At 65.4% G+C, this 23,976-nt stretch carries 18 protein-coding genes; 10 read left to right on the forward strand and 8 right to left on the reverse strand.

Translation table 11 applies throughout. The features are described 5' to 3' along the window. Nucleotides 1-9: 9 nt before the first annotated feature. Complete coding sequence (locus ABDB81_RS11335) at nucleotides 10-1,032, reverse strand: tripartite tricarboxylate transporter substrate binding protein (protein ID WP_137928077.1); 1,023 nt, start codon at nucleotides 1,030-1,032, stop codon at nucleotides 10-12. 144 nt (nucleotides 1,033-1,176) lie between these two features. Here ABDB81_RS11335 and ABDB81_RS11340 point away from each other — a divergent pair, with 144 nt between their 5' ends. From ABDB81_RS11340 to ABDB81_RS11355, 4 genes are all read left to right on the forward strand, one after another. After that, nucleotides 1,177-2,187 (forward strand): LysR substrate-binding domain-containing protein, encoded by a 1,011-nt coding sequence (locus ABDB81_RS11340; protein ID WP_346811169.1) that lies wholly within the window; start codon nucleotides 1,177-1,179, stop codon nucleotides 2,185-2,187. Further along, nucleotides 2,184-3,455, forward strand: a complete 1,272-nt coding sequence (locus ABDB81_RS11345) for an FAD-dependent oxidoreductase (protein ID WP_346811171.1) — start codon at nucleotides 2,184-2,186, stop codon at nucleotides 3,453-3,455. Before ABDB81_RS11340 ends, ABDB81_RS11345 begins: the two co-directional genes overlap by 4 nt. 140 nt (nucleotides 3,456-3,595) lie before the next feature. Further along, complete coding sequence (locus ABDB81_RS11350; protein WP_346811172.1) at nucleotides 3,596-4,528, forward strand: histidine kinase; 933 nt, start codon at nucleotides 3,596-3,598, stop codon at nucleotides 4,526-4,528. After that, on the forward strand, nucleotides 4,525-5,298 hold the full coding sequence (locus ABDB81_RS11355; protein ID WP_346811174.1) for a LytTR family DNA-binding domain-containing protein: 774 nt from the start codon (nucleotides 4,525-4,527) through the stop codon (nucleotides 5,296-5,298). The genes ABDB81_RS11350 and ABDB81_RS11355 overlap by 4 nt, the downstream gene beginning before the upstream one ends. Before the next feature lie 8 nt (nucleotides 5,299-5,306). Here the strand turns inward: ABDB81_RS11355 and ABDB81_RS11360 are convergent, their stop codons facing one another. Further along, nucleotides 5,307-5,642 carry a 2TM domain-containing protein gene (locus tag ABDB81_RS11360; RefSeq protein WP_346811176.1) on the reverse strand — a complete coding sequence of 112 codons (336 nt, stop codon included), beginning with the start codon at nucleotides 5,640-5,642 and terminating at the stop codon, nucleotides 5,307-5,309. Nucleotides 5,643-5,941: 299 nt separating this feature from the next. Here ABDB81_RS11360 and ABDB81_RS11365 point away from each other — a divergent pair, with 299 nt between their 5' ends. Together ABDB81_RS11365 and ABDB81_RS11370 are read left to right on the forward strand one after the other, a co-directional pair. Then, on the forward strand, nucleotides 5,942-6,946 hold the full coding sequence (locus ABDB81_RS11365) for a cytochrome-c peroxidase (RefSeq protein WP_346811177.1): 1,005 nt from the start codon (nucleotides 5,942-5,944) through the stop codon (nucleotides 6,944-6,946). Between the two features lie 237 nt (nucleotides 6,947-7,183). Further along, complete coding sequence (locus ABDB81_RS11370; RefSeq protein ID WP_346811179.1) at nucleotides 7,184-8,323, forward strand: collagen-like triple helix repeat-containing protein; 1,140 nt, start codon at nucleotides 7,184-7,186, stop codon at nucleotides 8,321-8,323. Between the two features lie 59 nt (nucleotides 8,324-8,382). Here the strand turns inward: ABDB81_RS11370 and ABDB81_RS11375 are convergent, their stop codons facing one another. Then, entirely contained in the window at nucleotides 8,383-8,943 is a 561-nt protein-coding gene (locus ABDB81_RS11375; protein ID WP_160473461.1) for a J domain-containing protein, read from the reverse strand. 144 nt (nucleotides 8,944-9,087) lie between these two features. Between ABDB81_RS11375 and ABDB81_RS11380 the strand changes: the two genes are divergently transcribed. Next, a complete protein-coding gene (locus tag ABDB81_RS11380; RefSeq protein ID WP_346811181.1) occupies nucleotides 9,088-9,612 on the forward strand; it encodes a metal-dependent hydrolase in 525 nt (174 codons plus the stop codon). 153 nt (nucleotides 9,613-9,765) lie between these two features. Further along, entirely contained in the window at nucleotides 9,766-10,167 is a 402-nt protein-coding gene (locus ABDB81_RS11385) for a hypothetical protein (RefSeq protein ID WP_137924768.1), read from the forward strand. Here ABDB81_RS11385 and treY read toward each other — a convergent pair. From treY to ABDB81_RS11405, 4 genes are all read right to left on the reverse strand, one after another. After that, on the reverse strand, nucleotides 10,164-12,779 hold the full coding sequence (gene treY, locus ABDB81_RS11390) for a malto-oligosyltrehalose synthase (RefSeq protein ID WP_346811183.1): 2,616 nt from the start codon (nucleotides 12,777-12,779) through the stop codon (nucleotides 10,164-10,166). The two genes, ABDB81_RS11385 and treY, sit on opposite strands and share 4 nt — an antisense overlap. A 7-nt stretch (nucleotides 12,780-12,786) precedes the next feature. After that, nucleotides 12,787-14,751 (reverse strand): malto-oligosyltrehalose trehalohydrolase, encoded by a 1,965-nt coding sequence (gene treZ / locus ABDB81_RS11395; protein WP_346811185.1) that lies wholly within the window; start codon nucleotides 14,749-14,751, stop codon nucleotides 12,787-12,789. 37 nt (nucleotides 14,752-14,788) lie between these two features. Further along, nucleotides 14,789-16,399 (reverse strand): glycogen synthase GlgA, encoded by a 1,611-nt coding sequence (glgA, locus tag ABDB81_RS11400; protein ID WP_346811187.1) that lies wholly within the window; start codon nucleotides 16,397-16,399, stop codon nucleotides 14,789-14,791. A 255-nt stretch (nucleotides 16,400-16,654) separates the two neighbouring features. Then, nucleotides 16,655-19,174: a glycogen/starch/alpha-glucan phosphorylase gene (locus ABDB81_RS11405; RefSeq protein ID WP_346811271.1), complete on the reverse strand. Its 2,520-nt coding sequence runs from the start codon at nucleotides 19,172-19,174 to the stop codon at nucleotides 16,655-16,657. Between the two features lie 308 nt (nucleotides 19,175-19,482). On the opposite strand from ABDB81_RS11405, the gene ABDB81_RS11410 reads away from it, so the two are divergent. Together ABDB81_RS11410 and ABDB81_RS11415 are read left to right on the forward strand one after the other, a co-directional pair. Then, nucleotides 19,483-19,653, forward strand: a complete 171-nt coding sequence (locus tag ABDB81_RS11410) for a hypothetical protein (protein WP_160473465.1) — start codon at nucleotides 19,483-19,485, stop codon at nucleotides 19,651-19,653. Nucleotides 19,654-19,827: 174 nt separating this feature from the next. Next, nucleotides 19,828-21,786 (forward strand): ATP-binding protein, encoded by a 1,959-nt coding sequence (locus ABDB81_RS11415; RefSeq protein WP_346811189.1) that lies wholly within the window; start codon nucleotides 19,828-19,830, stop codon nucleotides 21,784-21,786. A gap of 8 nt (nucleotides 21,787-21,794) precedes the next feature. Here ABDB81_RS11415 and malQ read toward each other — a convergent pair whose 3' ends face one another. After that, entirely contained in the window at nucleotides 21,795-23,969 is a 2,175-nt protein-coding gene (malQ, locus tag ABDB81_RS11420; RefSeq protein ID WP_346811190.1) for a 4-alpha-glucanotransferase, read from the reverse strand. Between the last annotated feature and the right edge of the window lie 7 nt (nucleotides 23,970-23,976).

Genomic DNA, 23,976 nt, shown 5'->3' on the forward strand with positions numbered 1-23,976 from the left:
GGATGCAGGTCAGCTCTGGGCGAGCATGTCCTTGAGTTTCAGGCGCTGGATCAACTGCGTTTCCTGCGTATACACCTCGGCCACGTACTTCTTGTAGTCGGGGCCATCGAGATACATGATCGGGGCGTCGAGCTTGGCAGCGACGGACTTGAACTCGGTGCTGGCCACGGCATCGCGGAACGCATCGCGCAGTTTCTTCTCGATGTCGGCGGGCAGGCCCTTCGGCGCGCCGATGCCGTTGGGCGCTTCCACCACGAGGTTGTAGCCCAGCTCCTTGAGCGTGGGCGTGTCCTTGAAGCGCGGCGTGCGCTGCTCGCCCCACGTGCACAGCAGCCGCAGCTTGCCAGCTTCCACATGCGGCGCCCACGAACTGGAATCCGCGAGCAGGTCTACCTGATTCGCCAGCACGTCCTGCAGCGCCTGCGAGCCACCCTTGTAGGCGATGGCGTTGAATTTCACGCCTGCGGCCAGCGCAAACTGCTCCATGCCCACATGCGTGGCGCCGCCGATACCGGCGTGGGCATACGTGATGCGGCCCGGATTGGCCTTGGCTTCGGCGATCACATCCGCCAGGGTCTTGAAGCGCGAGCCGGCCGGCACGGCAATGCCGAACGTCTGCCCCGAGGTGCGTGCGAGATACGTCAGTTCATTGCGCGGGTCGAGCTGGAGCATGCCGAGCTGCGAGAACCGCGTCACCGAAATCGGAATCTGGCCGATGGTGTACCCATCCGGGTTGGCGCGCGCCAGTGCCTTGGTGCCGATCATGCCGGACGCGCCCGCGCGGTTTTCCACGACGATGGATTGCTTGAGGATGCCCGACGCCACCTGGCACAGCGCGCGCATCGACTGGTCTGCCGTGCCACCAACGGGCCAAGGGCAGATGAACGTGATGGGGCGGTCAGGATACGTCGCGGCGTGCGCCACGCGCGGCATCAGCAGGCTGGTGGTACTGGTGGCAGCAGCAGCGGTGGCGGCGGCACTGCCTAGCAACAGGCGGCGGCGCATCGGGCTGGCGGGATGGCCAGGTTTCATGGGGGTTGTCTCCGGTCAGGATCGTTGTGTGTCGCAACGGGTCTTCGCCCATCGCCATGCCTGCATTGTGGACATGCTGGTCATAACCATCCAATCAAAAATTGGCATTGCTTCATAGGCTTTGGGTTATGTAGACTCCACGGCATGGCACATATCGACCGCGCCTTCCGCTCCAATATCAAGCTGCGCCACCTGCAATTGCTGGTGGCGCTGGACGAATTCCGGCATCTGGGCCGCACGGCAGAATTCCTGTCGGTCAGCCAGCCGGCGGTGTCGAAAGTGCTGGCCGAGGTGGAAAAGATGCTCGGCATGACGCTGTTCACGCGCTCCACGCGCGGCACCGAACCTACGGCAGCCGGCGAATCGCTGGTGCGCTTTGCGCGCTCGGTGCTCGCCCAATACGATGTGACGCGTGATGAGATCGAAGCGGTGGCCAGCGGCGCAGCAGGGCGCGTGCGCGTGGGATCGATGGGCGCGACCTTGCCGGTGCTGGTGGCCCAGGCGGTGGCGCGGCTCAAGGATCGCTCGCCGCGCGCGACTGTGCTGATCGAAGAAGGCGATCTCACGCACCTGCTGCCGCGCCTGCGATTGTCGGAACTCGACCTGATCGTCGGGCGGCTCGAACCGGCATACGCCGCGCCGGACCTTGTGACCGAGGCGTTGTACGAGGAGCCGATGGTTGCCATCGTCGCGCCTGCGCATCCGCTGGCCAGAAAGAAAAAGGTTGGCTGGGCCGACCTCGCTGCATATCCGCTCGTGCTGCCGCCGCCGTGGGCATCGCTGCGCGTCAAGATCGAACAGGCATTTTTCCGGCACGGGCAGCAGCCGCCGGCCGATATCATGGAATCGTCTTCTTACCTCGCGGTGACCACCTTCGTGGCGCAGCGGCAGGCCGCCGGTTTCGTGGCGCGGTCGGTGGGCCGGCAGATGCAGGCGGAGGGACGTTTCCATGTATTGGCGATGGACGTGGAAGTGGAGTTGCCGCCCGTCGGACTCATTACGTTGCGCGAACGTCGCCTGCCGCCGAGCGTGACCGAACTTGCCGCATGCCTGCGCGAGACGGCGCAAGATATCGTGCAGAGCAGCGCGAAGAACGTTCCCACGCGTCGCCGCAAGACCTCAACATCCCGCAAGACCGCAGTCAGAACCTCATGACAGACGCTTCCAAACTTTCTCGTACGCGCCAGACCGATGTGATCGTGCTCGGTGCCGGTATCGTCGGCGTATCGACGGCACTCGCTTTGCAGCAGCGCGGCCATGCTGTCTGCCTCGTGGACCGCAATGCACCGGGTCGCGAGACGTCCTATGGCAACGCGGGCATCATCCAGCGCGAAGCCGTGCAGCCTTACGCATTTCCACGCGCGTGGCAGGCCATCCTGCGCGTGGCGGCCCGACGCGGCAATGACGTTCACTATCACCTGCGTGCGCTGCCGTCGCTGGTGCCTGCGCTTGCTCGGTACTGGCATGCCTCCGCACCGCAGCGCTATGGTCCGATCGTCACGGCTTATGCGGCGCTGATTCGCCATTGCATCGACGAACACGCGCCGTTGATCGAGCGGTCGGGTGCGCAGGACTTGATTCGCAAATCGGGCTGGCTGGAAGCGTATCGCACGCCCGCGGCCTTCGAGATTGCTGCCAAGGAAGCGGCGGAAGTTGCGGCTGCGCACGAACTTCGCCATGCCGTGCTGGATAGCGCTGCACTGGCCGCACAGGAGCCAGCGTTGCGGCGGCCGCTGGCTGGCGCGGTGCATTGGCAGGACCCGTGGACGGTCAACGATCCCGGCGAACTGGTGGCGCGTTATGCCGCGTTGTTCGAGCGCGAAGGTGGCGTGTTCGTGCGCGGCGATGCAGAGACGCTGCGGCAACAGGGCAGTGGCTGGACGGTGCGCACCGCCGATGGCAATGTGCGCGCCGAACACGCAGTGATCGCGCTCGGACCGTGGGCGGCAGGCTTGACGCGAACGCTCGGTTATCGGCTGCCGCTGTTCGTGAAGCGCGGCTATCACCGGCACTATGAGGTGGCTGCCATGCCGGAGCGTCCTTTGCTCGATACCGAAAACGGCATCCTGCTCGCGCCGATGCGCCAGGGGCTGCGACTGACCACGGGCGCGGAATTTGCACATCATCACGCTGCGCCCACGCCTGTGCAGTCCGAGCGCGCGGAGATGTTGGCAGCCGACCTGGTGTCGCTGGGCAAGCCCGTCGAAGCCAGACCATGGATGGGCGCGCGGCCCTGTATTGCAGACATGCGACCCGTGGTGGGGCGTGCACCGCGTCATGCCGGTCTCTGGTTCCATTTCGGACATGGACACCAGGGGCTGACGCTGGGGCCGGCCACTGCGCGGCTGCTGGCCGAGTTGTTCGATCGCGAGCCAACTTACGTGGACCCCACGCCTTACGATCCACGGCGGTTTGGTAACTGAGTCGGCAACTGACGCTTCCGCAACGGATCGCGCCGTATTGCGGTCATTGACGCCGGATTTCCGTCGATCCGCGCCAACCCGGATGTTGGCGCACGCGGCGCGGTGGTAATCTCGCGCCATTCCCTGCCACCCGGACTGCCGTGCGTCACGTCGATCCCGATCTCTGGCGGACACCCGCCGACCAGCAAGCCTATGAGGAAGCACGGCGACGCGTGCGCGGCCTGCGCTTCTTCTATCTCCACCTGGTGATGTATATCAGCGTCAATGCGGCGCTGATCATCGCGGGGCTGCTGTCATCGACGCATCGTCCATGGGGCGGTGCGCCGCTGATGGGCTGGGGCATTGGGCTGGCTGCACACGGCATCGTGACGTGGAGCCGTGTAGGCATGCTGGGACGAAGCTGGGAAGATCGCAAGATTGCCGAGTACATGGCGCGCGATCAGGTGCGCACGCTGTCCACGGAAAAGCAGCTTGTGGAAGCACAGATGCGGCTGCTGCAAGCGCAAATCGAACCGCATTTCCTGTTCAACACGCTGGCCAACGTGGTCAGTCTGATCGAGCCGGCGCCGCAGAAGGCCACGCTGATGCTCGAACACTTCATCGCCTATCTGCGCGCGTCGCTGGCGGCCAGCCGCGCCACGCAGGGCACCGTCGCGCAGGAAGCACGGCTGCTGCGCGACTATCTCGCGCTGATCAAGATCCGCATGGGCGACCGGTTGCAATACACGGTCGATATGGATGCCTCGCTCGATGGTGCGCCGCTGGCGCCGATGCTGTTGCAGCCCGTGGTGGAGAACGCGATCAAGCATGGGCTGGAGCCGAAGATCGAAGGCGGCCATCTGCTGGTGAAGCTGGAGCGGCGCGGCCCGCGCATGCTGGCGACCATCGAGGACGATGGCATGGGCTTCAAGCCCTCTGGCGGTTCCGGTGTGGGTCTCGCCAACCTGCGCGAGCGGCTGGCCGTGCTCTATGACGGCGACGCGCATGTACGCATCGAAGACCGCGCGCCAGGCACTGCCGTGCTGATCGAGATTCCCTTGCCCCGCGAATTCCGAACCGGAGACGCTGCATGAACCCCACTGTGCCCACGGCGTTGATCGCTGATGACGAGGAACATCTGCGTGCGCATCTGCGTGGCAAGCTCGCGCGGCTGTGGCCCGAACTCGATATCGTTGCCGAAGCGGCCAACGGCATCGAGGCCGCTGAAGCCATCGCCCGGCATGCACCCGCCGTGGCCTTCCTCGATATCAAGATGCCGGGGCTGTCCGGGTTGGAAGTGGCGCAAGGCATCGAGACCGATACGCGTCTCGTGTTCGTCACGGCGTACGATGAATTCGCGCTCGATGCGTTCGATCGCGCGGCTGTGGATTATCTCGTCAAGCCAGTCACCGACGAACGACTCGGCCGCACCATCGAACGACTGCGCAAGGCACTACAGGACGCTGCGCCGCTGCCGGAACTCGCGCAACTGCTGGGGCAACTCACGCGCGGACAGGCCCGCAACGAGAGTGGCGCGGGTCCGCTGCGGTGGGTGAGAGTGAGCCGTGGCAATGTGACCAGCCATGTGCCGATCCAGGAGGTGCTGTATTTCCAGAGCGACGACAAATACGTGGTGGTGCATACGCGCGAGGGCGAGCACCTGATCCGTACGCCGCTGCAGGAACTGATCGACGGACTCGATCCCGAGGTCTTCTGGCAGGTGCATCGCTCGACCATCGTCAACATGGAACACGTGGCGGGCACGCGTCGCGACGATTCGGGAAGACTGTTCGTGCGGATGCGCGAGGGCGACACCGAACTCGCGGTGTCGCGCGCCTACGTGCATCGTTTCAGGCAGATGTAGCCACCGCACTACTGGCGATCCATGAACTCCTGGATCTTGCGGCTTTCCCAGTCGCGCCCTCGGCGCGAGAGTCGGGTATAGACCAGTACCCCGTGTATCGCAAGGCCAAGCCCCCACGCCAGCGTGGTGGTCAGCGGCCAGGGCCAGCCGTGCTCCGCATAGTGTGACCACGACGGGCTGGGGAAATAGAAGAAGCGCAACCACAGCCAACTGTTGACCACCACGTAGACCATCAGGTGGATATACCAGCCACGCAGCGCCCGTACCATGCGGCGCGCGCGCCAGTAGGCCCACGCTTCATCGCCAGCGTCGCGGGAGGGGGGAAACCTGGATTCGTGTCGCATCGGAAAACCTCGTCATCAATCGGTTGGGATGTGACAGGTATATGCCACGCCGCGCGCACATGCCAGAGGCGTGGGCCGAATCGACAGGAACACGACGCGACTGACAGGAAAGTGGTGTGAATGACTTGTCTGTTTTCGCGCCGGGCACAACAAATGGCGCGTAGACCCGCCGCAAACGGAGGGAGATTGCGGCGATGGCCGATGTGGCTTGATGGCTGTCAAGGCTGTCAATGCGGTGTGGGCGCTTAATCGATTGCGCTGCTCCGGCATGTGGTGGGGCAGGCAAACGGACTGCTCCCATGACCTTCCATACAACTCTCCCCCTCATCTCCCTGCTGGCTGCGTTCGCACTGACTGCCGGCGCTGGCGCGGCTGCCGCGCAGGAGCCGATCCAGCCCATCGTGGCGCACAAGGTGATCGATCCCGCGCGCGTCGAACTCGGCAAGAAGCTCTGGTTCGAGCCGCGGCTGTCGCGCTCGGGATTTATTTCGTGCAACTCGTGCCACAACCTCAGCATGGGGGGCTCGGACAACCTCAAGGTGTCGATTGGCGACAAGTGGCAGCAAGGTTCGATCAACTCGCCCACGGTGCTGAATTCGAGTCTTAACTTCGTGCAGTTCTGGGATGGCCGCGCAAAGGATCTCAGGCAGCAGGCGGAGGGGCCGATTGCGAATCCGGTGGAAATGGCCTTCACGCATGCGCTGGCCGTGGATACGCTGAAATCGATTCCCGAATATGTGAGCGAGTTCAAGAAGGTCTTCAAGACGGATCGCCTGACCATCGACGAAATCACGCGGGCCGTGGCCGCGTTCGAGGAAACATTGGTCACACCCAATGCGCGCTTCGACAAATGGCTCAAGGGCAATCGCGCGGCAATCGATGCGCAGGAACTGCGCGGTTATCAACTGTTCAAGTCCGCAGGTTGCGTGGCGTGCCACAGCGGCACCAACCTGGGCGGCTCGTCGTTCCAGAAGATGGGCCTGGTGGCGCCGTACAAGACAGGCAACCCATCGGAAGGACGCGCGGCCGTGACCGGCAAGGATGCCGATCGATTCAGCTTCAAGGTGCCTACGCTGCGCAACGTGGCGCTGACCTATCCGTACTTCCACGATGGCGAGGCGGCCACACTGACCGAGGCGGTGGATGTGATGGGTCGCCTGCAACTGGGCCGCACGTTCACGCCGCAGGAGAACGCGGACATCGTGGCTTTCCTGCATACGCTGACTGGCGATCAGCCTCGTCTCACGATGCCGATCCTGCCGCCGTCGCGGGACAACACACCCAAGCCCAAGCCGTTCGAATGACTGCGCCGATGTGCCGCAACCTCCGGCACGTTACGTAACACGTAACGGCGCCAACACGATGGGCCGCCCGTATCAAACGCGCGGCCCGTTTGTATTCCGAGGTGCGAAACGCATGGCGGGCGCGGGTTTGCGGGCCATGCGGTGCGAGCCTGGCCCGTGTGTTTGCAGCGCACGCTTCAATGGCACGGCGGTTGCCTTCTCGGTGTCCATCCCAACACAGAACGAGAGAGGGGCATCGTGCAGAAGGAACAATACTGGATTGGCGTGGTGGTCAGCGTGGCGGCGTTGCTGGGTGGATGTGCCAACGGGCATGATGGCAAGCCCGGTGCGACCGGATCGGCTGGCGTGCAGGGCGTACCGGGAGATGCCGGGGCCGCTGGTGCGACGGGTGCGACGGGTTCCACGGGGGCAACGGGTGCAACGGGTGCAACGGGTGCGCAAGGATCGCAGGGTGCGGCGGGTACTGCCGGTGCTACGGGTGCCACGGGGGCGACCGGCGCCGCAGGCGCTACAGGCGCTACGGGCGCTACGGGTGCTACTGGAGCGACTGGCTCTACAGGAGCGACGGGTCCTACCGGAGCCACTGGCCCGACAGGACCTACCGGCGCGACAGGACCTACCGGCGCGACAGGGCCAACCGGTCCGACACCGCTGGCCGAAGTCGGTGCGGTGGTCAGCAGTGTTGGCGATACCGTCGGCACGCTCGGCACGGGTCCGCTGGCGGCAGTGACGGCGCCAGTCGGATCGGCCGTCAAGCAGACCGGCAGCCTGGTGGGTGGCCTCTCGCCAACGGTGCTGGCCGATCCGGTCAATCAACTGCTGACTACCACCAACACGGCTATCGTGCCGTTGACCTCGGTCCTGGGCAACGCCACGCAGACCATCGGCGCCACGACCGGTCTTGGCGGCTCGCTCGATAATTTGCTGACGGCTGTAGGGGGCGTCGTGAATCAGACCGGTACGACGATTGCCCAGACCCACGTGCCGGTTGTGGGTGAGGTCGGCGGCATCGTGGCAACCGTGGGCACGGCGGTGTCGGCACTGGGCGGAGCGGTCGTGACGCCGGGCGGCACCTCGCCCGCGAATCCGCTGGCACCCGTCACCAGCCTGCTGGGCAGCCTCGGCGGCATAACGTCGCCGGGCGGGACCCTGCCAGGTGCGCCCGCCGTGCTGGCGCCGGTGAGCCATCTGGTGACATCGACCGTGGGCGCCGTCACGAACGCGACGGGCGGCGGCCCGCTTGCGCCGGTCCTGAAGCCGGTCACCGATGCACTGAAGGGTGCAACCGGCGGTGGCGGTACGGCCAGCCCGGTCAGCCCGGTTGGCAACCTGCCGATCGTCGGCGGCCTGCTCGGTACGCTCGCACCGCAGCGGTAGCGGTTGGTGCGATGGCTGGGTGCCCGGGTATGTCTCGGACACCCGCCATCCGATTCCCGCTACGACCGCACGCCGAACAATCCACGCCAGAACGAATCGAAGGTGCCGGTGTCCTGTCGTGGGTGTCGCTCTTCCTCGCTGGCGGATGCCGCCGCCTGTGGCGGTGCGTTGCGCGATTGCTGGAGCGCCCAGACGCTGTCCGCGACGCGCGCCGCCAGGCCGGCTTCGCAATCGCGACCGAGCAGGGCGCCAAAGATGACGTCGCGATTGTGTCCGAGGTCGGCAAAGCGCATGGCGATAGTCACCATGCGCTCGTAGTGTTCCTGCGCGATGCGCTGGGCTTCACGCTGGGCCGCGCGTTCCTGTTCTTCCTCGGCAGCGTGCTCGGCCTGCCAGCGCTGCATCTCGCGTTCGAAGACCTCGTCGTAGACCTGGCGCTGCACGGCATCGGAGAGGATGGCGTAAGCGTTGCGTACTTCCTGGAAGGCGTCGTGGGCCTCGGCTTCGCGGCCGAGGTTCCGGTCGGGATGCCATTTCATCGCGGCACGACGGTATGCGCGTCGGATCTCGTCCTGTGTGGCGTCGGATTGGACGCCGAGCGTGGCGTAGAGGGTGGTCATGGGCCGGAGGCTGCTGCGAGGGGACGGCGGGTGGGCGTTCATCCTAGCATGGGGTCGGACGCGTGGAATGACGCTGGCGTTTCATGGGCAGATCTGCCAACATTGCGCCCCCTTACAGACCCGGCAAATCACCGCAGTTGCATCATGGCCTCACGAAAAGCACATCACGCCACAGGCTGGGCGGCGGCCGTCATCGCCGTCGCCGTGGCCTGCAAGCACGGCATCGGCGGGTGGCACTGGATGAGCGCGGCGGTGTTCGTGGCAGCGGTGCTGGGCAGCACGGCGCCCGACTGGATGGAAGTGGCGTGGTGGTCGAAGTCGCGCCGCCTGTGGATCACGCATCGGACCTGGACGCATTGGGGCGTGGCGTGGCTCGGTCTGCTGGCGTGGTCATACACGGCGTTGGGCACGCATGCCATTGCGGCGCCCGCATTCGGCTTTGCCTGCGGGGGCGTCATGCACCTGCTGGCGGACTGGCCCAACCCGCTTGGTGTGCCCTGGATCGCGGGGCGTCACTCGTTGAAGTTGTGGAATAGCGGACGCTGCGACCTGATCGTCGTTGCCGCCTCATGGATGATCGCGCTGGTGGTGTCCGATGACCTCTGGTTTCAGGGGCGCCACAGTCTCGCGCTGCTCCATCACCTCGGCTTGGGATCGATTTCTTTCTAAAGCCTTTCATCGAATGGCTTTCAGACAGCGGCGCGAACAATATGTTCATCGGCAAGGATGAAACGCATTGTTGTTGCAAATGCATATTGCGCCGCCGCAAAGCTGCCTTATTCTTTCCTCCACAGTCGCTCAGATTTGTTTGGAGGTAAAGCCATGAACCACACCGTGTTTGCCCAACAACCGCCCGTTCGTACCCAGGCCGATGAGCCGGTCACCGCGCTCCAGCACCAGGACATCGTGGCCGCTTTCACGGCGCAGCCCGGCGGCCCGGTGGCATTGCTCCACATGCTTTACCCGCGCACCGATGCGCGCACGCATCGCAGCCTCGACATGCTTGTCAGCGCGTTGCAGAACCACGGCCTGCACGATGTGGCCGCGCTGGTGGCGTCCGAAGCGCATTACCTCGCATTCCGCAACGCGCCGCAGGCATGGCGCGCACTCAATGAAATCCGCCATGACTCGCTGGCCATCGGCGTGCATGTCTACTACCGTGGCCTGCGCGGTGACGCCGCGGAGAAGCTGCTCGATGCCGATGCGCATCGGCTGCATCACTAAGTCCGGATCAGCAACGCGACTGGCAGCATCGCGAACACATCCCGAGCGCGCAGCCATCCCGCTTGTGCGCTGACGGCATTGCCGGTCAGCGCATCCAGCCATTGCACGTCGCCATCCCCATCGCCGATGTGAATGCCCGTATCGCGCCAGCAGTGCGGCGGGATACGGGGCAGCGACGGGTCTACATGGCGAGCGGCCAGTCGTGTGACCGCAACCACGGCCTGCGCGTTGCCCTGACGGCGCCGGAAGGCCAGCACGCTTTGCGCCAGTTCGCCGCTGGCCTGTAGCGGTTCGTAGCTGCCTTGGGCGAACAGGGATGGATGTTCGCGCCGCACGGATAACGCCGAGCGGATCAATTGCTGCTTGATGCGGCCGTCGCGCCAGCGCGTCAGCCATTGCGCCCAGCCGGCGCGGCATTCGAGTTGGTTGCGAAGCCTTGCATAGTCGGGCGCGCGCCGATTGTCGGGATCGACCAAGCTGAAATCCCAGCCTTCGTTGCCCTGGTAGCGATCCGGCACGCCAGGCGCGGTCAGTTGCAACAGCGACTGTGCGAGGCCATTGAGTGCGGCACACGGGCCGATGCGTTCGGCAAAGCGGCCGATGTCTTCCAGCACGCTTTGCGCGTCGCCCATCGCCAGCGCAGGCAGGAATGCCTCGCTCGCCGACTCGTAGGCCAGGTCGGGATGCGTCCAGCTGCCATGCCGCTTGGCCTCGCGAATGGATTTCTGCTGCCACGCCAGGATGCGGTCGATGAAATCCTTTTGCGCGTTTTCCGTTGAGAGCGATTGAGAATCGGCGGGCCACGCGCCGATCAGCGTTTGATAGAGCATCAGCCGGTCCACGCCATCGGGGCCGTGTGGCGAGGCCAGCAGCAGCGGGGCGAGTCGCGCTTCCCAGCCGGCCACGGCTTCGGCCCATTCCTCCGCGAGTTCGCTCAATACCGCCAGCCGCATGCGGGCATCCTCGCCACGCTTGTGATCGTGCGTGGCCACGGCCAGCATGCCGTGCGGCCAGTGTTCGCGTCGTGTCTGCATGCGAGCGTGAAATCGCTCGGGCGCCATGGCGATCGTGCCCGGATCACTGCCTACCTCATTGCGCGACAGCAGCCGGCCATAGCGATAGAACGCGGTGTCCTCGGTGGATTTCGCGGCCAACGCGGGCATGAGTTGCTGCAGCTTCGTGCGGATGGCGATGGCGGGTTCGTCATCTCCCTCGTCGCGCAGAAAGCCGAGAATGAAATCGAGTGCGGCCGTTTCATCGGGTGCCAGATGCAGACGGGCATGGTTGGCCGCGGTGCCGATCATCTCGGCGTCGAACGTGGTATCGCGAGGATGATCGGCCGGTGTCGATGCGTAGTAGCTGCGATACACCGGGATCTCGCAGAGGAACGCGGTCAATGCATGGCGCAGTGCATGCAGTGTGAGATCGCGCGTGCCGGGATTGGCGCGCGCCACGGTGTGCAGCCGGTGGCAGACGCCATCGAATTCTGCCACGAGATGTCGCGCCAGCACCCGGTGTCGTCCTGCATGCACATAGGCCGAGAACGGACGCGCTTCGCCGCTGATCTGCATCCACAGCATGTTCAGCGGCGCTTCGCCATGGGTGTCGTGCAGCACGGCGCTCACCTCGTCCATGAAGTCATAACCCGTGGTGCCATCCACCTGCCAGTTGGGCGGCAGTGGCTCGTGCTCGCCGAGGATTTTTTCGATTACGAGCCATGGATGCATGCGCGCGAGGTCGCCGGGCCGGCCCGGGCGCAGGGTATCGAGCCGCTCGCGCACGCGCTGGCAATAGCGGGCCGGGTCGGCCAGACCGTCTACGTGGTCGATGCGCAGTCCGTCGATCCAGCCTTCGCGATACAGGCGGAAGACCAGTGCATGGACGGCCTCGAACACATCGTCGGCTTCTTCGCGCACGCCAGCCAGTTCGGTGATTTCAAAGAACCGTCGCCGGTTCAGCGTGGCCGCGCCCGTGCGCCACCACGCGAGCCGGTAGTGCTGGCGCTCCAGCAGACGATGCAGCGCGGCAGTGTCTTCGGGAAGCGTATCCACACCGGGTGGCAAGGTCAGCGGCAATACGAGATCACCGTATTGCAGCATCGATTCGCCAGCATCGTTCCAGCGCGTGGTGAAACGGCCCGCGTTCAGCGCGTCCCAGTACGGATCGCCAAGGATCGGCAGCAGCACCTTGCCGCGCAAATCGGGGTCGGGTGATTGCCAGTCGATGTCGAAATAGTGCGCGTACTCGCTTTGCGTGCCATGGGCGAGGACATCGCGCCACCACGCGTTGTGCGTGGCATCGGCGGCCATGTGGTTCGGCACGATGTCGATCACGATGCCCAGTCCCGCGTCACGGGCGCGCCGGGCCAGCGAAAGAAAACCTTCTTCGCCGCCGAGCTCCGGATTGATGCGAGTGAAGTCGATCACGTCGTACCCGTGCGTGGAACCGGGCCGCGCCGCAGTGATCGGGGAGAGATAGAGGTGGCTGATACCGAGCCCCGCGTAGTAAGGCACCAGCGACTCGGCATCGGCAAACGTGAACGCGGCGTGCAACTGGAGCCGCGCCGTGGCGCGGGGCACCCCGGCGTGAGTCAGATCGGCAGCTTCGTTCATGGCACCATCAGGCGGGATGCAGACAGGTAATGCAGCAGTGTTCCGGCAAGGTGCCAGCGCTGAGTTGGGCAACGGCGCCGGACTGGCTCGCATGCAGCATGCGACCTCCATCGCAATTGACGACCACAGGTTCCTCGCCAAGGTTAAGCCAGATCGACAAGCGGCTACCGTCGCCCAGTTGCCAGCGTGCCACCAGTGCCTTGTCCGCGAGCAGCGTCACGCCGAGCGAACGGCTGCCTTGCAGGCGCGGCATGATCTCGTTTCGACGGATCGACAGCAACTCGCCGTAGTAGTGATTCCACGCGCGGCAATAGCCGTCGGTGTCATCGCAAACCGGCCGCGACTGCTCGAAGGTTTCCGCGGCATTGGGATCGGGAATGCGCGCGGCGTCGGCCTCATTGCGGAACGCAGCGGATGCACCAAATTCACGCCGCCGTCCGTCGCGTACGGCCTGCGCCAGCTCGGGCGGATGGTCGGTGAAGTACAGGAACGGCGTGCGCGCGCCATGTTCCTCGCCCATGAAGACGAGCGGAATCTGCGGGCACAGCAATTGAAGCGCCACCGCCGCGCGCAGTGCCTCGGCTTCGGCCAGTGCCGCGAGCCGTTCGCCAAAGGCGCGGTTGCCAGTCTGGTCGTGGTTCTGCAGGAACATCACGAACGATGTGGGAGAGAGCGATGCGCTGGGCTGGCCACGCCGGACTTCGCGGCCTTGCAGGGGACCATCGCCGTCGTCGCCACCCATGCCGCTGCGATGCGGCGATACCTCGCCTTGCCATGCAAAACCCTCGGCAAGAATGCGTGCGAGGTGATGCAGGGCGGGCGTGCCGAGAGAAGCGGGCGGCGTGGCGCCGGGCAGGGCCTGCTGATACTCGCGGTAGTAGCCGTCGTGCTCGCCGGTCAGCAGCACGTGCAGCGCATGGTGGGCATCGTCGTTCCACTGCGCGTCATAGCCGGCATTGAGCAGCGCGGCGTCGTTGTGGTCGTTCTCCAGAACCAAATGCAGATATCGGCCCGGCAGGCATGCGCGCAGTTGCCTGGCGAGTTGCGGCAGCCATCCTTCGTCTTCGATAGCATGTACGGCATCGAGCCGCAGTCCGTCGAAGCGGAATGATTCCAGCCAGTAGCGCGCGTTCTCGCCAAAGAAGCGGCGCACCTCGGCGCGGCGGAAGTCGATGGCCGGGCCCCATGGTGTCTGGCGATCGTCGCGGAAGAACGCGCTCGCGTAGCGATGCAGGTAGTTGCCTTCCGGTCCGAAGTGGTTGTAGACCACATCGAGCAAGACCATCATCCCCAGTCCATGCGCGGTATCCACCAGCGTGCGCAGTTCGTCAGGCGTGCCATAGCTGTGCTCGGGGGCGAACGGCAGTACGCCGTCGTACCCCCAGTTGCGCGCCCCCGGAAATTCCGCGAGCGGCATCAGTTCGATGGCGGTGAAGCCGAGCGAAGCCAGCCGGTGCAGTTGCGCAGTGGCGCCGGCGTAACCACCGCTCAATCCCACGTGCATTTCGTAGACGACGGCTTCGTGCCATGGGCGTCCGCGCCATTCTGTGTGACGCCACGCGAACGAATCCGTCTCGGTGGCCGGCAGGCACACCACGCTGGCGCCATGGACATCTTCGGCCTGCTGGCGAGATGCGGGATCGGGGACGATGGTGCCGTCGTCGAGCCGGAACCAGTAGCGCGCGCCGTGGCAGCACGGCGCGGCACCTTCGTACCAGCCATCGTCGCGTGCCACCATGGGCGTGGGCGGCAGTCCGGCCACTTCCACGCGCAGCGCCTGGCCCTGTGCCGCGGCATCCGGTGCCCAGAGCCGGAACAGGACCCGGCCATCGGCCAGCCTGACGGGACCGAAGCGATAGGCTTCCTCGCCGTCTTCGCCGCAAGGAATCAGGCGCGCATCGGCGCCCAGGGTTTGCCAGTTGGGTCCGGGCGGCGTGCCCGGACGCGTAGCCATCGGTGCAGCGGTCATCATGATGCGCTACCTCAAAGCAAGAGTCAGGGCGACCCGGTCAGGCCGGCGAGGGCGCCGTACCGGACTGGGCGGGAGACAGCACGGGCGCCTCGGGCATCGCCACGGGACGGCCCTTGCGCACGGTGTCCACCACCGGTGCGACGGGTTCCGACACAGGGTCCACCACAGGCAGCGTGGCGAGTGCGGGATTGAGCGCGCCATACATTGCCAGATACTGGCGCGCGGGATTCTCCCAGCCGAAATCGGTTTGCATGCCGGTGCGCTGCAGGCTGCGCCAGTGCCGCGTGCGGCCATACCATCCTAGTGCACGCGCGATGGCCGAGCGCATGGCTTCGACACTTTCGCCATCGAAGACGATGCCATTGGCGCGAGCGGCGGGCGCGGCTTCGTCGCCCACGTCGCGCACGGTGTCGGCCAGGCCACCCACGCGCGAGACGATGGGCACGGTGCCATAGCGCATCGCGTAGACCGGTGTGAGCCCGAACGGCTCGAAGCGGCTGCCATGCAGCAGCATATCGGCCCCCGCGTGCAACAGGTGCGCATCTTCCTCGCGATAACCAATGGAGACGCCCACGCGTTGCGGATACTTCTGTGCAAGCGCCACGAATGCGGCTTCCAGCCTGGGGTCTCCGCAGCCGAGTACCGCGAATTGCACGTCTGCGTGCGTATGCAGCGCGGCCTCGATGGCATGAAGCGCCACATCGGCCATCTTCTGATGCGTCAGCCGGCTACCCATCGCGACGATGGGGCGGTCTGGGTCTTGCGACAAACCATGACGGGCCTGCAGTGCAGCCTTGCATGCGCGCTTGCCGGCGAGCGAACGTGCATCGTAGCGCTGTGGCAGCAAGCGATCTGTCCTGGGCGACCATGCCGAGGTATCCACACCATTCGGGATCGCGCCCAGGACATCGGCGCGGTGATTGAGCAAACCATCGAGGCCGTGTCCAAAGTGCGGCGTGAGCACCTCGCGTGCATAGGTGTGGCTTACGGTGGTCACGCGGTTGGCGTAGCGGATGCCGGCCTTCAGGAAATTGAGCTTGCCCCAGAACTCGATGCCGTCCGGCGTGAGGTAGCTGGCAGGAATGCCCAGCGTGGGGGCCATCTCCATCGGAAACACGCCCTGAAAGGCCAGGTTATGGATCGTGCAGGCCGAGGGGATGTCGATGCCGCGCGCGTGCATCAGCAGTGGTGTCAGCCCCGCATGCCAGTCGTGTGCGTGGACGAGGGCCGGTACGGGCAAGGGTGTCTCGCCAGCGGCGATGGCCGTGGCGGCGTGCGCCAGTGCCGCAAAGCGCTGGGCGTTGTCGCAGAAATCGCGGCCGGTGGCGTCAACATAGAGCGACCCGGGCCGGTCGTAAAGCGACGGGCAATCGAGGAAGACCACGTACACGCCCGAATCGGGCAGCAGACCGTGCATGAGCCGTGCGGGACTATGGCCCGGCGGCAGTGCCATCGGCAGCCGGATCGCGCCGAGACTGCGAAGATCGCGCGCCTCGGCCATTGCGCGCGGATAACCAGGCATCAGGATGGTGACGCTGGCGCCACGCTGCTGTAGCGCGATCGCCAATCCACCTACTACATCCGCCAGCCCGCCGGTCTTGGCCAGGGGATGGGCTTCCGCCGCCACAAACAAGATGTTCGCGTTCAAGGTGAGACTCCGCTCGATTGTTGTTATGCCTGGCCACTGCTTTGGCTTGATGCCCGGCCGTCCGGAGACGACGCGAGCGAACAACAATGCGAACTTTGTGCCAGCTTGCTGCACTGCGCGATGGCCGCTTCAAATCGGGCGGCGGCGGGCGGAGACGCCCGCCGCGCCGCAACATCCGTGCAACCTCGATGTATAAGCTGCCCGCGCGGTTGTAGAAAGTGCCGCAGCGGGCAGCGTCTGCCGGCGCGGGCTTTCCTATTTGCAGCGCTCGCTGAAGCTATCGACGCCTTCCATGCTGTCCGCGATTCGGCGCGGTCCCTGGACATGGCCGCTGGACCGCCGCAGCAGGCAGACCGGCACTGGATCCACGTGCCAGACGCGCTCGCAATATTCGCGAATGGCGCGATCCGAGGAAAAGCGGCCCGAGCGTGCAGACGACAGCACGGACATGCGCTGCCAGCGCTCGGTGTCGAGATAGGCCGTGGAGACCTCGCGCTGGCATTGCAGGTACGACGCGAAGTCCGCCATCAGCATGTAGGGGTCATGCTGCAGCAGGCCGTCGAACAGGGGACGGAACACGGCTGCGTCGCCCTTCGAGAAGAAGCCGTGCTGCACGAGGTCTACCACCGCGCGCAGTTCCGGGCTGCTTTCATAGTAGCTGGACGGGTGGTAGCCGGCTGCGCGCAGCGCATAGACCTCGGTAGCGTTGAGTCCGAAGGGGAAGAAGTTGTCGGCGCCGATGGCATCGCGCAATTCGATGTTGGCGCCGTCCATCGTGCCGATGGTGATGGCGCCATTCATGGCGAACTTCATGTTGCCGGTACCCGACGCTTCCTTGCCTGCCAGCGAAATCTGCTCGGAGACATCGGCGGCGGGGTAGATCTTCTGCCCGTACGTGACGTTGAAATTGGGCAGGAACACTACCTTGAGCCGGTCGCGTACCTGCGGGTCGCGATTGACCACCTCGGCCACCGACGTCACAAAGCGGATCATCAGCTTGGCGTAGTGGTAGCCCGGCGCGGCCTTGCCGGCGAACAGGAACGTGCGCGGCACCACCTCGGCGTGCGGGTCTGACTTGATCTGGTGATAGAGCGCGATGATGTGCAGCACGGCCAGATGCTGGCGCTTGTACTCATGAATGCGCTTGACCATCACGTCGAACATCGACGAAGGATCGACGATCACGCCCGTGGTTTCGCGGATGACGTGCGCCAGGTCCTGCTTGTTGGCGTGGCGCACGGCCTGCCACTGCTCGCGGAAGCTGGCGTCGTCGGCAAACGGTTCAAGGGCCTGCAAGCGGTCGAGGTCCTTGATCCAGCCGTCACCGATGGCCTCGTTGATCAGGCGCGTCAGTCGTGGATTCGAGAGTGCGAGCCAGCGGCGGGGCGTGACGCCATTGGTGATGCTGGTGAACTTGTCGGGCCACATCGCGTGGAAATCCTGCAGCACGTCCTCGCGCATGAGCCGCGAATGCAGTTCGGCCACGCCGTTGACCGCGTGGCTGCCCACGCAGGCGAGGCCCGCCATGCGCACGTAGCGCCCGCCCTGCTCGTTGATCAGGGAAAGCCGTGCCAGCCGCGTCTCGTCGCCATAGAAGCGGATGCGCACCTCGTCGAGGAATCGCGCGTTGATCTCGTAGATGATTTCGAGATGGCGCGGCAGGATGCGCTGGAACAGGTCGAGCGGCCATTGCTCCAGCGCCTCGGGCAGCAGCGTGTGATTGGTATAGGCAAACGCGTGCCGCGTGATGTGCCAGGCATCGTCCCAGGCAAGGTCGTGGTCGTCCACCAGCAGCCGCATCAGTTCCGCAATACCCACGGCGGGGTGGGTATCGTTCAACTGCACGGCGAACTTCTCGTGAAAGCGCGTGACCGGAATGCCGTGCGTGGCCAGCAGCCGCAGCATGTCCTGCAGCGAGCACGCCACGAAGAAGTATTGCTGCTCCAGCCGCAGTTCCTTGCCCTGCACCGTTTCGTCGTTGGGGTACAGCACCTTGGTAAGGTTCTCGGACGTGACTTTCTTGTTCACCGCGCCCAGGTAATCGCCCCGGTTGAAGGTGTGGAAGTCGAACGCCTCGGTGGCTTCCGCACGCCAGAGCCGCAGCGTGTTGACCGTATTGACGCGGTAGCCGAGGATCGGGGAATCGAACGGCACGCCCACCACGGTCTTCTCCGGCACCCAGCGCACGCGGTAGCGGCCCCGGTCATCGGTGTACCGCTCGGTATGCCCGCCCAGCCGCACCTGCACAGCCCATTCGGACCGCTGGATTTCCCACGGATTGCCATGGCGCAGCCACGTGTCGGTGGTTTCCACCTGTTGGCCGTCGATCAGGCTCTGGTGGAAGATGCCATATTCGTAACGGATGCCGTAGCCGAGCGCGGGAATTTCCAGCGTGGCCAGGGAGTCCATGAAACAGGCAGCCAGACGGCCCAGGCCGCCGTTGCCAAGACCGGGTTCGTCCTCGTGCGAGAGGATGTCGTCGAGGTCGAGGTCAAGCGTGGCCATGGCCGCGCGCACCTCCTCGACGATGCCGAGGTTGACGAGGTTGTTGCCCAGATGCGGACCCATCAGGAATTCGGCGGACAGGTAAGCCACCGTGCGCGATGGCTGCATCTGGTATGCCTCGGCCGTGCTGATCCAGCGTTGCACCAGACGGTCGCGCACAGTGTGCGCCAGTGCCTGGTAGAGATCGTTGCCGCTGGCGTGCCCGGGCAGCTTGCCCTGCGTGTAGAACACGTGATCGAGGAACGCGCGCCGGATCGTGGCACTCGACATCGCGGTGCGCGTGTCGTCACCATGTTCGCCGTGCGGCGCACCCGAATGGGTGACAGGGGACTGCATTTCGCGGATTGCATCTGCAGGGTCCGGCCGCAGCCGGGATGCATCGGTCATTTGCGGAACTCCTCGGCAGGTGTCAGGTGGATTGGTACTACGGTTAACAGATTCAAGCCAGTGAAAGGTGTGGAGGACCCAGCCGCACCGGGCTGGTATGGAAAATGCTCTGAGGAAGACCTTCCCGAAAGCGCTTTCCGTCGGCGTGAACGATCACGCCAATCGTTTCCCGAACTATTGCGAGGCGCGCCATGGCGACCCATATTCCGCACGATCCGGTGCGCCGGCCCGACCGCCGGCCAGACCAGAGCCCCGACCACAACAAGGAAAAGGGTGACCAGCCGGCGCGCAACTTGCCGGACAAGCATCCGCCGCCGCCTTCCGCGGTGGCGCGTACCCGTGCAGAACGTGCGAGCGGCTGACTGGTTGACCGTACCGGTGGCTGTAAAACTTGCAAGCCGTGCGCGCTGCGAGCACATCGGTGTTGCGCTACCGCCTATGATGAGAGGGTGATGCGCCGGCCATGACGCCCGCACACGACCGTTCGCCCCGCTTCCGAGAAAAGCAGCGCCCACGCCATAAGAGAGGGACCCCCCATGTCTAAACGGGAGACGGCTCGCCTGACGCCGGTTGCCGCATCGCGTCACGTGCCGCCCGCGCTGCATAGCGCAGACAGTACGATGGAAACCACGCCGTGGCAGACCTGGATCGACGCGCTGGACGACACTGCAGTCTTCGAGACCACTGCCAGCGGCGCAGTGCGCAACTGGAGCGAGGCCGCGCGCAAGGTCTTCCTGTATGACGCGGACGAAGTGCTGGGTTGGCACCTCTCGCGATTCCAACCTCCAGGGAAGGACACGACGGACACCACGGAGGCCATGTTCCAGGCGTTCGCCAACGCACGGGCCGATGGCCGCGCCCGGTTCAAAGGCTGGCAGGCCCGACGCGATGGCAGCATCTTCGTGGCGGAAACCACGTTGACTGCGCAACCCGATGGCTATGTCGTGGTCTGCCGCGACATCACGGTGGAATACGCAGCCGGAGAACAGGCCGCCAACGCCGAGGCCCGGTCTGGGCAATTGCTCGACGTGCTGGATAAATTCGTGGCGTGCGCGGTGTGCGAACTCAGTGTCGAAGGCGAAATCCGGAGCTGGAGTGCGGGTGCGCAGTCGCTCTTTGGCTATACCGCCGCAGAAGTCGCTGGCAGTGCGGTGGGTGTGCTCTATCCACGGCGACCGGATGGGCAGCCGGGCGAGGCGGCTTCGCTGGAGGCGGTGCGTGGCAAGGGCGAGTGGGTGGGCGAAGAACGCTTGCAGCACCACGACGGCGCCATGCTGCGTTGCGAAGTCCGCCAGGTGTTGCAGCGCGATAGCCACGGCAGCGTCAGCGGCATCCTGTGGACGGCGCGCGATATGTCGGATACCGCGCGGCTGGCCGAACTCGAACATGCGGGGCATCGTGTGCAGGCGTTCCTGGCGATCCTGGCCCATGAGTTGCGCAATCCGCTGGCGCCCATCCGCAATGCGGTGGACGTGATCCGGCTGATTCCCGTCAGCGATCCGCGCATCCGGCATTGCTCGGAAATCATCGGCCGGCAACTCCACCTGCTCACGCGGCTGGTGTCCGATCTCATGGATGTGGGTCGTGTCACCAGTGGCAAGCTCAAGGTGCAGCCTGTGCCCATTCTCTACAACGAGGTGGTGTCCGCTGCCGTGGAGGCCATGCGTCCAGCCATCGAGAATGCGGCCCAGCAACTTGCCGTGGCGCTGCCGTCCGGACCGGTGTTCGTCAACGGCGACGCAGAGCGCCTGGAACAGGTCATGTCGAACCTGCTCAGCAATGCCTCCAAATACACGGCGCGGGGCGGTGCCCTTGCGGTGACGGTCCGGGTCGCGGACGCCAACGTGATCACGTCGATCGCTGACAACGGACGCGGCATTGCGCCGGCTGCGCTGGACCGCATCTTCAGCCTGTTTGCGCAGGAGGGCGATGACACCGCGCGCACCGGACTCGGCATCGGACTGGCGCTGGCGCGCGCAATTGTCGAAGCGCACGGCGGCGTGATACAGGCCACCAGTGCGGGCGAGGGTCATGGCAGTACGTTCACGGTGATCCTGCCCCAGGTAGAGATGGACGGTGCCAATGTCCCGCGCGCCACCATGGGCGAATGCGCGGGCAAGCGCATCCTGATCGTCGACGACAGCATGGATTCCGCCGACAGCATGGCAGAGCTGCTGACCGTGCTGGGCCATGAAGCGCGCCCCGTCTACACGGGCATGCGGGCGGTGGAGCTGGTGCGTGAATTCGCACCCGATGTGGTGCTGCTCGACCTGGAAATGCCCGACATGAGCGGCTTCGAAGTGTTGCCGCTGCTGCGCGCCGCCCACACGGGCATGCGTGTCTTTGCGCTGACCGGACGCGGGACGGTCGAGGATCGCCGCCGCACGGAAGCTGCGGGATTCGACGCGCATCTGGTCAAGCCGCTGACCGTCGACGCCCTGTGCCGCGCGCTGCAATCCTCGGGTGCCGAAGGGAACGACGCCGGGGCGCATTGACATCGTCGTCATATCGCCTCGCCCCGTAGCGCGGCAATGCGGCCGCGCACATCGTTGCGCGAGAACGTGTCACGCACGGTGGGGTCCAGGCGGCGTTGCCAGTTGGGATGCGCGTCGATGGTGCCGGGCAGGTTGGGTTGTTCGCGCAGCGCAAGCAGGTCTTCCACGGGCACCAGCCGCAACGGCGTGGCGGCACGGCCCAGCCAGGCAAGGATGGCTTCCACCGGGGCGGCGTCAGGGCCGGGTTGCGCGCCACGCACCGCATTGGCTTCGCACATCGCTCGCCACAACGCGCCGCGCTCCTGTGCACGCGCATCGAGCAGGTCGGCCTCGGTGTCGTGCTCGCCCAATTGATGCAACCGCGCTCGCCACCGGATGTCGTTGCCCGACCACCAACCCACGATCGTGGGCAAGTCGTGCGTGGTTGTCGTGGCGATGGCCTGCGTCGGCCATTGATCGGGTGGCAGGAATGGCGCGATCACCGGTTCGGCCGCCGTGGGTGCCTCCGTTGCAGCGGGAGTTTCACCCTCCGCTTCGTCCTCTTCGCTGGCCTTGCGTTCGAACCACAGCACGTCGATGCCCAGCACGCCGCGCGCCGACAGTGCGGCGTTCAGGGTCTCCGGCACGGTCCCCAGGTTTTCTCCGATGATGATGGCGCGATGCCGCCACGATTCGATGGCGACGAGCCGCAGCATGTCGTCGAGCGGATAGGTGAGATAGGCACCCTGGCTGGCTGGCGCGCCCGCAGGCACCAGCCACATGCGCGCCAGTCCGAGCACGTGGTCGATGCGCAACCCGCCTGCATGGGCGAGGTTGGCGCGCAGCATTTCGATCAATGCGGCATAACCATGGCGCCGCAGTCCACGCGGCGAAAACACTGCCACGCCCCAGTCCTGCCCCAGCGGGTTGTAGAGGTCGGGCGGCGCGCCCGCGTGAAAGCCGTTCAGGATCTCCGATTGCCGGGTCCATGCGTGGCTGCCACCGGGATCGGTGCCCACTGCCAGATCCGCAATCACACCGATCGCCATGCCCGACCGCCGCGCGCATTGCTGCGCGGATTCGAGCCCTTCGGACGTCAGCCATTGCAGAAAGGTGTGGAAGCCGATGGCATCGGCATGCGTGGCGGCGAATGCGGTGACGGCGGCCGCATCGGGACTCCGTAATGTTTCGGGCCACTGGCGCCAGTCGGCTGCCGTGTCAGGCGTCTCGCGCATGCGATCCGCCTGGATGGCCTCGAAGCATGCATGCGCCAACAGCGCCTTGCCGCCGCGTGCGCGGAATGCGGAGAACGCTTGCTGCTGCGATGGCGTGAGCAGCGCGTCGTGCCGATCCCATAGCCAGCGCAGCACCGCCAGGCGCAGTGCGGAGACGGCCGTCCAGTCGATCTCGGTGCGCGCTTCGGCGTCCGCGAATGGCGAGCCGAGGGCGAGTGCCGCAATAGCCTGCGCCACGGCATCGTCACCGAACACGTGTGCGGGGTCGGCGTAGAGCGGGTTGAAAAGGATGCGGCTCGATGGCGCGTAAGGGCTGTAGCGTCCAGGCAGCGCGGAGAAGCCCGCATGCAGCGGATTGATCGCCACGGCATCGGCGCCGGCCTGTGCGGCAGCTTCGGCGCACTGCGCGAGCGTGGTGAGGTCGCCAAGGCCGCGCGACGCGCCATGACGCAGGCCATAGAGTTGCACGGAAAGGCCCCATGGCCTGGTGGCGATCACGCGGCGCGGCGAATCGGCCAGTGCATCGGCTACGCCAAAGCAGCGCGGCGGTGCAATGGCGAGCGTGGTCTCCACATCGCCCAGCCGCAGATGGTGGTAGCCCCATTGCGAAACTGGCGCGATTTCCATCTCGCCATTGGCCTTGCGATGCGCGATGCCTTCGACAATGCTGCCATCTTCCAGCGTCAGGCGATACGGACGCTGGGGCATGGTGTGAATCCACGGCACGCTGACGGGCTGTCCCAGATCTGCGGTGATCAACGGCGGCAGCGGATGCGCGGCATCGTCGGCAGCCAGCCAGGCGCGCGATGCCTCGCATTCACCCGGTGTGCTGCATGGCAATTCGAGCGCGGTCAGCACCGTGTGCAGCGCGTCGTCGGACAGCGTCTGTGGACGGTTCCAGGCGTCGCGCCACTGCAATTGCAGCCCGGCACGTTCGGCCAGATCGCGAAGTGGTCCGTTGGTACTCATGAATGGC

The sequence above is a fragment of the Cupriavidus sp. DL-D2 genome (assembly GCF_039710735.1).
Lineage (GTDB): Bacteria > Pseudomonadota > Gammaproteobacteria > Burkholderiales > Burkholderiaceae > Cupriavidus.